Below are 13212 nucleotides of genomic sequence, written 5' to 3' on the forward strand. Positions count from 1 at the left end.
ATAAATATTCGTCTATCTATTTAAATATTCAGAAATTTATATAGATAAATATTTTCAGACATGATAGAATAGGTAAGATTATTTTTAAATTTAGAAGGAGCAACAAAAATGAATAAAAATACTTGGATTATCGGTTTCACATTATTTGCCATGTTTTTTGGGGCAGGAAACCTAATCTTTCCACCTAGTTTAGGTCTAGATAGTGGGGAATACTTTTGGCCAGCTATCTTAGCATTTGCATTAACAGGAATCGGTTTACCATTACTCGGTGTAATCGTAGGTGCATTAGATAAACAAGGCTATATTGGATCTTTAAATAAGATTTCTCCTAAGTTTTCTATTGTATTCTTAATTATTATTTATTTAACAATTGGACCGCTATTTGCAATACCACGTACAGCATCAACATCATTTGAAATGACAGTGACACCAATTGCACACACAAATAGTAGTCTTGCATTATTTATATTTACAGTTATATATTTCTTAATTGTGTTATATCTATGTATTAATCCTAATAAAATGGTCGACAGAATCGGTTCTATTCTTACACCATTATTATTAATTACTATTTTAGCAATGATTGTAAAAGGATTTATGGATTATCACGGAAATCCTAGTAGCCAAGCAGCAGAAGGTTTCACATCAAACTTTACTGGTTTCTCACAAGGTTTTACAAATGGGTATTTAACAATGGATGCAATTGCGGCTATTGCATTCTCAATGATTGTAGTGAACGCAGTTAAAGCAACAGGCATTACTCATGCAAACAAAATCTTCAAACAAACTTTAATTGCAGGTTTAATTGCGGCTATTGCCTTATTATTTATATATGTTTCACTAGGCTTTATCGGTAACCATATGAATTTATCTTCAGGAAAAATTGCTAGCCTGAAAGCAAACGATCAAAACATCGGTACATACTTGCTAACAACAGTAGCTAGTATTGGATTTGGAACATTTGGTAAATATCTATTAGGTATTATTGTTGCACTTGCTTGTTTAACAACAGCTTGTGGGTTAGTAGTGGCAGTTGCAGAATACTTCCACAGAATTTTTCCTAAAATTTCATACAAAGCTTATGTTATCATCTTTACGATAATTAGTTTTATATTAGCAAACCAAGGATTAAATTCAGTAATTACAATGTCTGTACCAGTTCTAAGCATTGTATATCCGGTAGCAATTACTATAATTTTATTAATCTTATTGGCAAGATTAATACCTACAAAACCAATTGCACAACAAATACCAATTGCTATCGTTTCAATCATCTCAGTTTTAAGTGTTATCCATACACAGGGATGGTTAAAGCTTAATTTTATCGATAGTCTACCATTAAAGCAGTACTCGTTAGAATGGTTCCCTATAGCAGTTATCTTCACTATTATCGGGTATATCGTAGCAGCATTTGTTAAAAAACAATCACCCATAGTGTATGAAAAAGAATAGAGATAGTATATATTAAAATTTTGATTTAAACATAGAAATAACAGTTAAATAAATAATTGTTATCATCATAATTAAATACAGTTATTTATGATTCTACTTCCTTTAAAGTGATGACATTTACAGTGCGTCTTTTAAAGGAAGTTTTTTTACTTATTAAACTAATGATACGTTCCTATTAGATATTTAAAAAGTATATGTGAATGTTAAACCATAATTCTTCGGAGAAGCATGTTGGCGAGATTTTAAAGGTAATAGGGGGATGTGAAGACTACAGGCTAAAGCTGCCCTCTAGAAAAGTATGCCAATAATACGAATAATATGAATAATAAGCCAACAGCTCAATTATTATTTATTTAATGATTTATTTGCCACACTAACAAGACAAATTGAATACAAGAATTTAAGTGGATAGTAATTTAAAAGTCACAAATGTTTTTCTACGTATATTGGCGAGACTCCTGAGGGAACAGGACGGGCTGAAGACTACAGGCTGAGGCTGTCCCCTGGGAAAGCGAGCCAATAATACGAATAGTATGAAAAAAAGCACTCAGATAAATTCATTCATCTGAGTGCTTTTTTTCTGTAATATTTGTCCAAAGTACGATACTCTAATTATTATTTACCAAAACTAATTATGCTTTTGTCTCTTTAAATCAAGCAATTGGTGTTGTAATTCATTTTCTAAGTCAATAAGTTCAGTTTCAGCTTGTTGACGTTTTGTCCTACCTTGCTCTTGAATTTGCAACGTTTGCTCAATCGTTTCAATAATATCCTTTTGTGTGGTCTTCAATGTATCAATATCTACGACACCACGTTCATTTTCCGTCGCAGTATCAATCGCATTCCGTTTCAACAATTCAGAGTTTTTTAGCAATAAATCATTCGTCGTATCCGTTACCGCTTTCTGTGCTGAAACAGCATTACGTTGTCTCATTAATGTAAGAGCAATAGACATTTGATTCTTCCATAAGGGAATACTCGTCAATATAGAACTTTGTATTTTTTCAGCCAAAGCTTGATTGACATTTTGGATCATTCTAATTTGTGGTGCCGTTTGAATGGCAATTTGTCGAGAAAGTTGTAAGTCATATATACGCTTGTCCAATCTATCAACAAATTGTTCCATATCTGATGCCGCTTGAACATCCATTTGATTTCCGGTTGCTTTAGCTTTAGAAACCAATTGTGGAATCTCTTCCTGTTGAATTTGCTCTCTTCTCTGCTTTGCTGCTTCAATAAATAAAGACAATTCGTCGAAATAATCCTTGTTCATATCATATAATTCATCTAGCATGCCAACGTCTTGCTTTAAATTATTTTTATGTTTATCTAACTCAATTGAGATGCGATCAATCTGTGATCCTACTGATTGCATTTTAGAAAATATTTCGTTGACGGATGCCTTAGTACGTTTAAACAGTCTTTTAAACTTGGATTGATTTTCTGGATTTAATTCATCAGCATTTACAGATTTCAGTTTACTCATTAATCCATTTAATGATTCACCTACAGGGCCCACATCAGTTGTTCTCACTTCATTTAGAATTCGGTGTGAGAATTGTGACATTTTTTGTTGCGCTTCTGTACCATAATTTAATAAATCATCGTTATCCATCGGCTTTATTTTTTGACTTAAATCATTTATTTTTTGTTGTTCTTCTGGTGAATATTGCTTAGCGTTATTAATTTTTTCAGATTGATCTTCCGTGCGTTCATCAATATATTTATCTAATGGATGTGAATTAATAAAATCATGTTCTCTATCCATCAATGTTCACTCCAGTCATCTATTTTACTTCTTTCTATTTTGTTCCATTCTGTTCAATTCCATCTCTATATCTAACATATTATAATCTTCTTCATTTATCCGTTTTAAATCAGCTATTAATGTTCTTTTAACCTCGTCTAAAGTGATGCGTGTTTGTTCAAGTTTTTGCTTTTCAGCCTTAGATTTTTTGGATGACTTTGCCAATCTAGTATAAGACTCAATTAAATTCAATGCATTATCGATATGTGAATAGAAGAAACTTTCTACTTTGAAAAATGATGCAGGTCGCTGCTTTACAGCAAAAAATATAGCACGAGAAATACGATATATATCATTTACCTGCCTAAAATCTTTAATACTTCTCACATTTACAAATGACTTTAATATTCTTCTATTTTTATCTTGACCATTATTTAATTGGCTATTAACAAAATGATAGTCTCTGCGAGATAAGCCAATTTCATTTAAATATCTACGAGAAGTTAGACGTTGAGTAGGGAAATAAACTACAAAGAATGTTGCCGCTGAAATAAGTAAATCAAAGAACATATAGATGTCAAAAGCAAAAATACTAATGAACCATGCGATAACAGCAATCGGAAATGCAATAATTGTCCCTATAATTCGAGAAATATTATATCTCAATTGTCATCTTCCTTTATATTGTTCTGAATTTATTCCAAGAATGATTTATATCTGATTCTTCAATTATATAATCTTCAACATGCGAAGCAGGCGATGCACCTTGTGTTACAGCATCAATGAATTGTGCTAATGATTCTGCTTCGCCTTGAGCAAATATTTCAACATAATCACTTACATTTTCAACAGTACCGGCAATTCCATATTTGAGTGCTAATCTTTCTGTATAATAACGAAAGCCTACACCTTGAACTATGCCAAATACTTTAACATGCTTGCATTGCATATAATCACCTCTTAAACTTATTATACGCAATTTCACTCTACAAAACTAATAATTGAGTTTATTGTTGACTTGTCTATAGGCCAAAAGTATGAGACAGATAACTTGATTTTGTATATCAACTCGTTAGAATATTACACATAGGTATTTTTCTAAAACATATACTAGATATTTTGGAAACAAATCACATTGTTCGATACATAACTAGTGTGGGGAACTATCAAAGAACTATTAAAATAACGATAGAGCAAAGAGTATCATGTAAGTATTATAGTTGAATGTTTTACATATAAATTCAAATTGCTTTAACATGCTATGCGACATTGAAAGGGGAAAGCATTATGTGGACAGTTGCAAAAATTCGTGCTGATTACGAAGGCTGGTGGTTATTTAGTGACTGGACAGATCACATTATTGAGCAACATGACTTTAACACGTATGAAGAAATGATGACTTGTTATAAATCATTACTTAACAAAAGTAAAATTGATTACGATAATTATTTAGTAGGAAAGCACAATATTCATGCATTTTATAATAATTGTGAATTAGGATTTTGTAAGGATTGTGATGAAGATTTACAAATTTTTTATAGCTATATTGTATTAAACAATAATGAAGTATATTTTAATTTACCAAATATTTAATAAATTGTTTTTTCACATTTGTATTGCAATTATGTATACAATGCATTATACTCTTATTTAAGCAATAGTTTTATTCCATATTGCAAAGAATATTGTGTCAACAGAAGATAACTGTGAAATTGTATTTTTTGTAATATGCGAATAACGCATATTGAATGAATTTTAGTCTTGGAGGTTTCACAGTTATGAAACAAGGTACAGTAAAATGGTTTAACGCTGAAAAAGGTTTTGGTTTTATCGAAGTTGAAGGAGAAAACGACGTATTCGTACACTTCTCAGCTATTAACCAAGAAGGTTACAAATCATTAGAAGAAGGTCAATCAGTTGAATTTGAAGTAGTTGAAGGCGATCGCGGTCCTCAAGCTGCAAACGTTGCTAAACTATAATTATAAATTGAAATATTGACTATTTGTAAAGAACCTTGTTAAAGGTTCTTTTTTTTGCATTATAATAAAACTTTTTAACAAGTAGCGTATAGATAAGTTAATAGACAATAATAAACATGTAACGTAAGTATCGTATGTATTTAATACTATCGTTACATGTTTTTCAGTATATCTTGTAGATTAATAGCTCTTATATATTCAACTTAAAGCACTAATTATCAAATAAAGATGTAATAGCAAATTTTATTATTCCGTAAAGATGCTACTTTAGATATTATGCTACTAATTATAAAGATATATTTCTTTCACTCATCTTAATTATCATTCTTAGCTATTTTACTTACGATTTATACTATCTTCACTATATTTTTCCCCAAATGCCTCCATCATGTCAATCACTGGTATTAAATCTCTTCCTTTATCTGTTAGACCATAAACAACTTTTGGGGGAACTTCGGGATATACAGTTCTTGATATAACCTTGTCATGTTCTAATTCTTTTAATTGCTTTGTTAATGATCCTTGAGAGATACTCACAAGCAATTTTTTAATTTCATTAAATCTTTTATCGCCTTCTTTCAAATACCAAAGAATGATATTTTTATATCTTCCTGACAACACATTTTGAGTATATGCTATCCCATGAATATCTCTATGTTCATCTATGAATGATTCGTCAAAACCATAATTACAAATTTTCACCATTTTAATACCTCCATACCGCAATAGTACAAATTTTAGTACTAAGTTAAAAATTATTGCCTTCTTTCAATATTGAATTTTGAATACTAATATACTATATATAATAAATTTAAAAAAGAGGGTTACTTATGAAATCACGTATTACAAACATATTGAATATAGAAAAACCTATTATACAAGGTCCTATGTCATGGCTAACTGATGCACAATTTGTAGCAGCAGTAAGCGAAGCAGGTGGATTAGGCTTTTTAGGACCCAATGGCGGATCGGCATTAATTACACGTTCTGTTACCGATACAATAGAGCGTTTTCGACAAGAAATTAAAAAAATTAAGCAACTCACAGATAAGCCATTTGGCGTACCATTAGTCATAAGTAGGGATATGGCTTATACAGAACAATTGGTTGAAGTAATTATTGAAGAGGGTGTTACTGTAGTACTTGCCAACGAGTATATAAAGGATAAATCACTATACCAAAAATTGAAATCACATCAAATTAAAATAATATATAGACCCTTAACACCAACAATTGAAAATGCTAAAGAGGCTGAGTCTTTTGGAGCAGATATTTACGTAGCAACAGGTTTTGATGAGGGTGGTACAGTTCCAGAACGCGTGATTGGTACTTTTTCAATTGTACCTATGATTGCCGATGCAATTGATATTCCTGTCGTTGCCGCTGGCGGTATTGGAGACTACAGAACAGTAAATGCTGCTTTTGCGTTAGGTGCAGAAGGCGTGTTTGCAGGTAGCTTGTTTATTGCTACATCAGAAAACCCAGCTGCTGAAAATGTTAAGCAAAAAATTGTCGATTCAAATGCTACAGATTTATTATTATTTAGAACTTTACCAGCATACTACAGATCGTTACCCGGAAAATTGGCAGAAGAATTAGTAGAAATGGATCGCCAAGGCTATTCAAATAGCGAATTGTCTCAGTATATGGGTGGGGGCGCTAACATGAAATTAGGTATGTTAGATGGTGATACTGAAAATGGATTTGTCTCAGTTGGCACAGGCATTTCTACTATTTCTGAAATCAAACCGGTAAAAAATATTATTAAAGATGTCATGAAGGATATTCAATAAGTTTATGCTGCTTAATAACATATAAAAACAAAACCACAATCTGATGTGTTGTAAGTTCTGTGAATATCATTCTATAGTTCAACATTCACTAACAAACAGCACTAACTTGATTGTGGTTTTGTTTATTTATCTTCTGAAATTTGATTATTTGGTATCATTAATTATGAGTTGTCTTAATGATTGTCTTTTTATAACTTCTCTTGCTTTACCATCTTTCAAGAAGAATACAGATGGTTTTTGCATTTGGTTATAATTTGAAGCCATGGAATAATGATAGGCACCCGTTGATAAAATAGCGAGATAATCTCCACGTTTTACTGTATTTGGAAGTTGAGCATTTTTAATAATAATATCACCTGATTCACAAAGCTTACCGGCTAATGTGACTGTTTCATTCGCTTCATCATTGCGATTTACTAGCAACGCTTCATAACTCGCATCATAGAGTGCAGTACGGATATGATCACTCATGCCACCATCAATTGACACATATTTATTAACGTCTGGGATTTCTTTGATTGTTCCTACTTCGTATAAAGTAATTCCAGCTTCACCAACGATCGAACGACCGGGTTCAATACCAATCTCTGGAAGTGGATAATTGGTTTCTTCAGCTATCGTCTTAATAGCTTCTGTGATTTCTTTAATACCATCTTCAATAGGGAAACTCACATCGCCTTCAACATATCGAATACTGAAACCACCACCAAGATTAATTAGCTCTACATTAATATCATTGTCTTTCAACCAAGAAATCACTATTTTAGCTGTTTCAATCATCGCTTCTGTGCCTTCGATTTGTGAACCAACATGGAAGTGGACCCCTTTAAGGTTTAAGCGCTTTGATGCAAACACTTTTTTGACACCTTCTATAGCTAAACCATGTTTAATCGACAATCCAAATTTACTATCTTCTTGACCTGTTTGTATAAATTCATGTGTATGTGCTTCAACACCAGGATTCAAACGCAATACAACATTGACTGTTTCACTTGCGTAACGATCAATCAAGTCAATTTCCTCTAATGAATCTATAACAATATAGCCAACTTTGCTTTCTAAGGCATATTGGATTTCATGCTTTGTTTTATTGTTACCATGAAAATGAATATGTTGTGGATCAAAACCAGCTTCCAATGCAGTATAGAGTTCACCTTCAGATACTACATCTAATTCTAAACCTTCCTCTTGCACAAGTTTAACCATTTGAATACAAGTAAACGCCTTTGAAGCATAAGAGATATTATATGTTAAACCACTTGCCTTAAATGCTTCATGATAGCGTCTCATTTGGTTTCTAATTTGTACTTCATCATATACTATAGTAGGGGTACCAAAGCTTTGTGCAATCGTCTTTAGACTTGTACCACCCATCGTTAATTCGCCGTTATTGTTGTATTCTACTACCATCTTTATCTATACTCCTTTATTAGTGAGTCATGATTCATTGCGCTGAGTTGCTCTGAATTAGCTCCCACACCTTTAAATGTATACTCATCTACGCGCATATCATTATTATATAGTATTACCTCATCTTGTGCATTTACTTCTGAATCCACTTCTACAAACATATGACTCATCATCAAAGCTCTAATTGGATATCTTTTACCGTTGATCATAGCTTCATGTTTCGCACGTGCCTTTAATATGCCATCACCATATCCCACATCAACGACTGCCAGTTTTGTATTGTTCTCAGTCGCTTCGTAGGCAAAGCTATACCCACAATAATCTCCTTGTTGTACTTCGCGAACTTGAATTACATTTCCTTTAACAGTTAATGACTGTTTAATCAATGATTCATCTAATGAACCATAAGGTCTTGAACCATATAAAGCAATACCAACACGTGCATGTGTATGATTTGGAAGCACACAACCTTCTCTATAATAGCTCGCACTATTTTGTGCATGTATCATTTCAAATTGATAGCCATCCTTTAATAGCGTTTCAACAACATTCAGCCATGCTGTTTTTTCAATATCATAGTCAGGAACATCAAATTCATCAGCATATCCAAAATGTGTCCATAAGCCTGAAATATGCATTTTCAATGTATTTTCATTCTGTTCATGATGCTGCAAGACTTCCTTTATTTCATCAATTGTTTTCAAACCTGAACGATGCAATAAATTTTCGAATTCTAAATGTACATGAATATCATATAAATCTTCCACATGTTCATAATAATATTGAAGGGAAGGCAATGTCATATGAATTTGATGTTCTCTTAAAACATCAAACTCATATACTGCATTCATCAAGAATATGGTTGCTTCCGGTGCTATCTTTCTAATTCGTACAGCTTCCTTTAAAGAGGTCGTACTGAATGTGTTAATCCCAATTTGTAAAAATTGTTCTACCGCAAAGTTCAAGCCATAATGATAAGCATTATTTTTTACAACAGCCATAATATTATTGTTATTAACAACATTTGCGGCATTCTTTTTAAATTCTGCTGTTTCCACTGACCAAGTAGCAGTCATTTACGTCACACCTCACTGTAAGTTTTTAATAACTGTTCATAGTAATCTGCAACACGTATCAACATATATTCGTTAAAGTTTAATGTTGCTGTATGCAAACCTGTAATATAACCTTTAGATTCATCTCGTACACCGACAAATACAAAATAACTCGGTGCAAATTGACTATAAAAACTAAAGTCTTCACCAAATAAATAAGGCGTAGGTTTATCAATAATCTCAAAGTTTGCACTAGTTAGACCCTGTGTTACTTTGTGCTTTAATGTTGGATCATTATAAGTAGGGGGATATCCTTCTTCAAATTTAACCTCACAATCTACATCAAACAACAATTTAACACTTTCTGCGATTTTCTGCATTTGTTGTTTCACAATTTCTAAATCGTTCACATCATATGTTCTTATTGTACCTTCTAAATATCCATTACTAGGCACTGTGTTGATTGCTTCACCAGCTTCAAAGTGTCCCATATGTACAATATTGCGTTTCAGACCATTTAAATGATATTGTTGAATTTGACCAACTTGAGTTAACACATGTTGCAAAGCTTCTCCACAAGAATGGCCTTGTTCTTTATCTGCTACATGACTTGATAATCCATTTAAGAAGAATCTGTACTCCGTAGCACTTGCAGTAATTTCTTCATCTCTAATAACAACTTTACCTTCATCTTCAAAAGGCATAACATGAATTCCAAATACTGCTTCTATATTATATGCTTCAAATGCACCCGCCTTGATAAGTCGATTCGCACCACCACCTGTTTCTTCAGCTGGCTGGAAAATAAATACGACATTATGTGGTAATTCACCATTTTCAGCTAATGCTTTGCAACGTTTTACAAACAGCATTAGCGCTGTAGTATGTCCATCATGGCCACATGCGTGCATAACATTATCTGTTGAACTTCTATAGGCAACGTCATTTTCCTCAAATATTGGTAGGGCGTCTATATCTGCACGATAAGCGATTGTACGATCACTGTTTCCCTCAAGAAATGCTATTATGCCAGTTTCTAATGGACGTTTGTAAGTTATTCCCAGTTCATCTAAAAATGCAGCTATATACGTCGTTGTCTCATATTCATGAAGGCTTAATTCTGGATGTTGATGTAAATGTCTTCTATGTTTAGTAACGAATTCTAATTCATTCATTTAAGATCAGATCCTTTATTTATTATTATCAATTAAATTCTCATATTTAAGTAGTTTAAATATAACTATAGGTTGCAAATACATTATGTATATAAATTTTTAAAAAATGGAGGTAAAGAAATTGTAAGTTAAATTCGACAAGTGCATCGTCATTAACCAAAAGTATCTTTATCCTCCGATAATAATGGATAAAAACAACGTAAATCCCAGTTGTTTTTCATCCAATTCAATTAGTAAATATTTTAATTATATTAGTCGTTTAATTTTCTTAACGCTGATACGATTTCACGTTTAGAATCTTCAACTTCACTCGTTTGCTTAATAACTTTAGCTGGTGTACCCGCAACTACTGCTCCTGCTGGTACGTCTTGAGTAACGATAGCGCCAGCTGCTACAACTGCTCCTTCACCAACGCGTACGCCTTCGAGAATTACAGCATTAGCACCAATTAATACATTATCTTCAATTACAACAGGAGAGGCACTAGGTGGTTCGATGACACCTGCAAGAACTGAACCTGCGCCGACATGTACGTTTTTACCAGTCGTTGCTCGTCCTCCAAGCGTAGCATTCATATCAACCATTGTGCCTTCACCAACAACTGCTCCGATGTTGATTGTTGCACCCATCATTACAACCGCTCCGTCTTCAATAATTGCTTGTTCTCTAATAAATGCTCCTGGTTCAATACGTGCATTTGTATTAGTTAAATCTTTCAATGGAATTGCAGAGTTACGACGATCCATTTCAATTTCTAAATCTGTAATTGCAGCTTGATGCTGCTCGTAAAATGATTTCCAATCATCCGCTTCACAGAAAATTACTTTTGAATCTTCTGAACCAAACACTTTAAATTCTTCTGGGAATGCTACATCATTAAAGTTTCCGTTTGCATAAACTTTAATAGGGGTTGTTTTCTTTGCGTCACTAATATATTGAATAATTTCTTCTGCCGTTAAATGTTGTACCATAATTTAATACGCTCCTTGAATTTTATAAGTTGTTAAATGTGTAATAACCATTTTCTTTGTTAACTAATTTCTCTGCAGCACCGATTGCACCATTGGCAAAAATATCTTTTGATTGTGCACGGTGTGTAATTTCAATTGTTTCATCTGTACCTGCAAATAATACATCATGTTGTCCTACGATTGTACCACCACGTACTGCATGAATACCAATTTCTTCTTGTGTTCGTTTTTCATTGTTTTCATGACGATCATATACTGGTGTTGATTGTGTTCTTAATTCTTTAATTACATCATATAATTTTACAAGTGTACCACTTGGGGCATCTACCTTTTTATTGTGATGTGCTTCTGTTAATTCAATATCAAAATCTTCTAATAGTGGGACTGCTGCTTCCAAAATTTTAGTTAGGGCATGTACACCATAGCTCATATTTGCACTAAAGAATACAGGCATTTTTTTACTTAACAATTGCAATTTATCGATAATCTCTTCTTTTTCACCTGTAGTTGCTATAACTAATGGTAATTCGAAATCATCATCTAATAGTGGTAATAATAATTCTGGATTTGAAAAATCAATCGCTACATTTGCATCTTTTGCGTCAGATATTTTTTCAAAAGTAGGGTAGGGATATGACTTATCATTATTTCTCACAATAATACCACTGATTTCATGTCCTTTTTCTTCAGCTAATCTTGCTACACGCTCGTTCATCGCGCCGTAACCAATTAATAATATTTTCACACTAGTTCACCTGCTTTAAATTGTTCATATGCTGTTTCTAATTTCTGTCTATCATCATCTTGTAGCGTCACTAGTGGTAATCTTACTTCATAATTGCCAAAACCTTCCACTGTAGTTAACACTTTAATCGGTACTGGATTGACATCAACTGCCAATGCATCAAGTAAAGCTTTAACTGGTTTAAATTGCGCTTCAATATTTTCCCCTTGTTGTTTAGCGTCGTATAACGATTGGAAGGTTTTTGGTATAACGTTAGCTACTACAGAGATAACACCGTGACCACCTCTTTGATAATATTCTACAATATTATCGTCATTACCACTAAAGAGTGCAAATTCAGCTAAGTTTAAACGTGATTTTAAAGCTTCTAAATACTCAAAATCATTTGTGGCATCTTTTAAAGCAACAATATATTCATTTTCACTTAAAGTTTCTACTGTTTCAGGTTCAATTGTCATATTCGTACGAGAAGGGACGTTATATAATACAACTGGTAATTTGACTGCGTCAGCAATTGTGGTAAAGTGTTCGATTAAACCTCGCTGACTTGTTTTATTATAATAAGGTGTAATAAGCATAATAGCATCTGCACCAATTTCACGTGCTCTCACTGATGCTTGGATTGATTTTTGAGTATTGTTAGTCCCAGTTCCAGCAATTACAGGAACACGCCCATCAACATAATTCACTACTACTTCTAACACGTGTTCTTTTTCTTCATCTGTTAGTGTTGGATTTTCTGCAGTTGTTCCATTTACAACGATTGATTTCGCTTCATTTTCTAATAAATATGCTAAATGTTTTCTTAAAGCATCGTAATCAACTTCATTATGTGTGAATGGTGTGGTTAGGGCTACACCAACGCCCTCAAAAATATGTGCCATC

Annotated in this window: 14 protein-coding genes; 4 read left to right on the forward strand and 10 right to left on the reverse strand. The window is 32.9% G+C overall.

Annotated features, from left to right (window positions below; all coding sequences use genetic code 11):
• Positions 1-108: 108 nt before the first annotated feature.
• Positions 109-1452 (forward strand): branched-chain amino acid-like transporter carrier protein BrnQ3, encoded by a 1344-nt coding sequence (gene brnQ3, locus ACY191_RS09335; RefSeq protein WP_229367195.1) that lies wholly within the window; start codon positions 109-111, stop codon positions 1450-1452.
• Positions 1453-2080: 628 nt separating this feature from the next.
• Here the strand turns inward: brnQ3 and ACY191_RS09340 are convergent.
• From ACY191_RS09340 to ACY191_RS09350, 3 genes are read right to left on the reverse strand one after another with little or no spacing between them, the layout of a single operon-like run.
• Entirely contained in the window at positions 2081-3220 is a 1140-nt protein-coding gene (locus tag ACY191_RS09340; protein WP_042738710.1) for a toxic anion resistance protein, read from the reverse strand.
• A 24-nt stretch (positions 3221-3244) separates the two neighbouring features.
• A complete protein-coding gene (locus ACY191_RS09345; RefSeq protein WP_463270009.1) occupies positions 3245-3865 on the reverse strand; it encodes a 5-bromo-4-chloroindolyl phosphate hydrolysis family protein in 621 nt (206 codons plus the stop codon).
• Positions 3866-3878: 13 nt separating this feature from the next.
• Entirely contained in the window at positions 3879-4148 is a 270-nt protein-coding gene (locus ACY191_RS09350) for an acylphosphatase (RefSeq protein WP_229367193.1), read from the reverse strand.
• Between the two features lie 338 nt (positions 4149-4486).
• Here ACY191_RS09350 and msaA point away from each other — a divergent pair, with 338 nt between their 5' ends.
• Together msaA and cspA are read left to right on the forward strand one after the other, a co-directional pair.
• Positions 4487-4792: a regulatory protein MsaA gene (gene msaA / locus ACY191_RS09355; RefSeq protein ID WP_042738713.1), complete on the forward strand. Its 306-nt coding sequence runs from the start codon at positions 4487-4489 to the stop codon at positions 4790-4792.
• A gap of 185 nt (positions 4793-4977) precedes the next feature.
• Positions 4978-5178, forward strand: coding sequence for a cold shock protein CspA (gene cspA, locus ACY191_RS09360; RefSeq protein WP_002507639.1), 201 nt, complete (start codon positions 4978-4980; stop codon positions 5176-5178).
• A gap of 336 nt (positions 5179-5514) precedes the next feature.
• On the opposite strand, the gene ACY191_RS09365 is transcribed toward cspA, so the two are convergent.
• Positions 5515-5883 (reverse strand): winged helix-turn-helix transcriptional regulator, encoded by a 369-nt coding sequence (locus ACY191_RS09365; protein WP_042738714.1) that lies wholly within the window; start codon positions 5881-5883, stop codon positions 5515-5517.
• Positions 5884-6008: 125 nt separating this feature from the next.
• On the opposite strand from ACY191_RS09365, the gene ACY191_RS09370 reads away from it, so the two are divergent.
• Positions 6009-6971, forward strand: a complete 963-nt coding sequence (locus ACY191_RS09370) for an NAD(P)H-dependent flavin oxidoreductase (RefSeq protein ID WP_042738715.1) — start codon at positions 6009-6011, stop codon at positions 6969-6971.
• Between the two features lie 144 nt (positions 6972-7115).
• On the opposite strand, the gene lysA is transcribed toward ACY191_RS09370, so the two are convergent.
• The 6 genes from lysA to dapA form a co-directional block, all read right to left on the reverse strand.
• Positions 7116-8381: a diaminopimelate decarboxylase gene (lysA, locus tag ACY191_RS09375; RefSeq protein ID WP_229367192.1), complete on the reverse strand. Its 1266-nt coding sequence runs from the start codon at positions 8379-8381 to the stop codon at positions 7116-7118.
• Positions 8382-8383: 2 nt separating this feature from the next.
• Complete coding sequence (locus ACY191_RS09380) at positions 8384-9457, reverse strand: alanine racemase (RefSeq protein ID WP_042738717.1); 1074 nt, start codon at positions 9455-9457, stop codon at positions 8384-8386.
• Between the two features lie 5 nt (positions 9458-9462).
• The gene (locus ACY191_RS09385; protein ID WP_229367191.1) at positions 9463-10611 is read right to left on the reverse strand and encodes an amidohydrolase; all 1149 of its coding nucleotides are present in this window, start codon (positions 10609-10611) and stop codon (positions 9463-9465) included.
• Between the two features lie 251 nt (positions 10612-10862).
• On the reverse strand, positions 10863-11582 hold the full coding sequence (gene dapD, locus ACY191_RS09390; protein ID WP_229367190.1) for a 2,3,4,5-tetrahydropyridine-2,6-dicarboxylate N-acetyltransferase: 720 nt from the start codon (positions 11580-11582) through the stop codon (positions 10863-10865).
• A 22-nt stretch (positions 11583-11604) separates the two neighbouring features.
• Positions 11605-12327, reverse strand: coding sequence for a 4-hydroxy-tetrahydrodipicolinate reductase (dapB, locus tag ACY191_RS09395; RefSeq protein ID WP_042738720.1), 723 nt, complete (start codon positions 12325-12327; stop codon positions 11605-11607).
• Positions 12324-13211, reverse strand: coding sequence for a 4-hydroxy-tetrahydrodipicolinate synthase (dapA, locus tag ACY191_RS09400; RefSeq protein ID WP_229367189.1), 888 nt, complete (start codon positions 13209-13211; stop codon positions 12324-12326). The genes dapB and dapA overlap by 4 nt, the downstream gene beginning before the upstream one ends.
• Between the last annotated feature and the right edge of the window lies 1 nt (position 13212).

It is taken from the genome of Staphylococcus sp. TCBT05 (genome assembly GCF_055179755.1).

Coding starts and splice junctions, on each gene's coding strand:
- brnQ3 (WP_229367195.1), top strand. CDS start 109: ATGAATAAAAATACTTGGATTATCGGTTTCACATTATTTGCCATGTTT.
- ACY191_RS09340 (WP_042738710.1), bottom strand. CDS start 3,220: ATGGATAGAGAACATGATTTTATTAATTCACATCCATTAGATAAATAT.
- ACY191_RS09350 (WP_229367193.1), bottom strand. CDS start 4,148: ATGCAATGCAAGCATGTTAAAGTATTTGGCATAGTTCAAGGTGTAGGC.
- msaA (WP_042738713.1), top strand. CDS start 4,487: ATGTGGACAGTTGCAAAAATTCGTGCTGATTACGAAGGCTGGTGGTTA.
- cspA (WP_002507639.1), top strand. CDS start 4,978: ATGAAACAAGGTACAGTAAAATGGTTTAACGCTGAAAAAGGTTTTGGT.
- ACY191_RS09365 (WP_042738714.1), bottom strand. CDS start 5,883: ATGGTGAAAATTTGTAATTATGGTTTTGACGAATCATTCATAGATGAA.
- ACY191_RS09370 (WP_042738715.1), top strand. CDS start 6,009: ATGAAATCACGTATTACAAACATATTGAATATAGAAAAACCTATTATA.
- lysA (WP_229367192.1), bottom strand. CDS start 8,381: ATGGTAGTAGAATACAACAATAACGGCGAATTAACGATGGGTGGTACA.
- ACY191_RS09380 (WP_042738717.1), bottom strand. CDS start 9,457: ATGACTGCTACTTGGTCAGTGGAAACAGCAGAATTTAAAAAGAATGCC.
- ACY191_RS09385 (WP_229367191.1), bottom strand. CDS start 10,611: ATGAATGAATTAGAATTCGTTACTAAACATAGAAGACATTTACATCAA.
- dapD (WP_229367190.1), bottom strand. CDS start 11,582: ATGGTACAACATTTAACGGCAGAAGAAATTATTCAATATATTAGTGAC.
- dapA (WP_229367189.1), bottom strand. CDS start 13,211: ATGGCACATATTTTTGAGGGCGTTGGTGTAGCCCTAACCACACCATTC.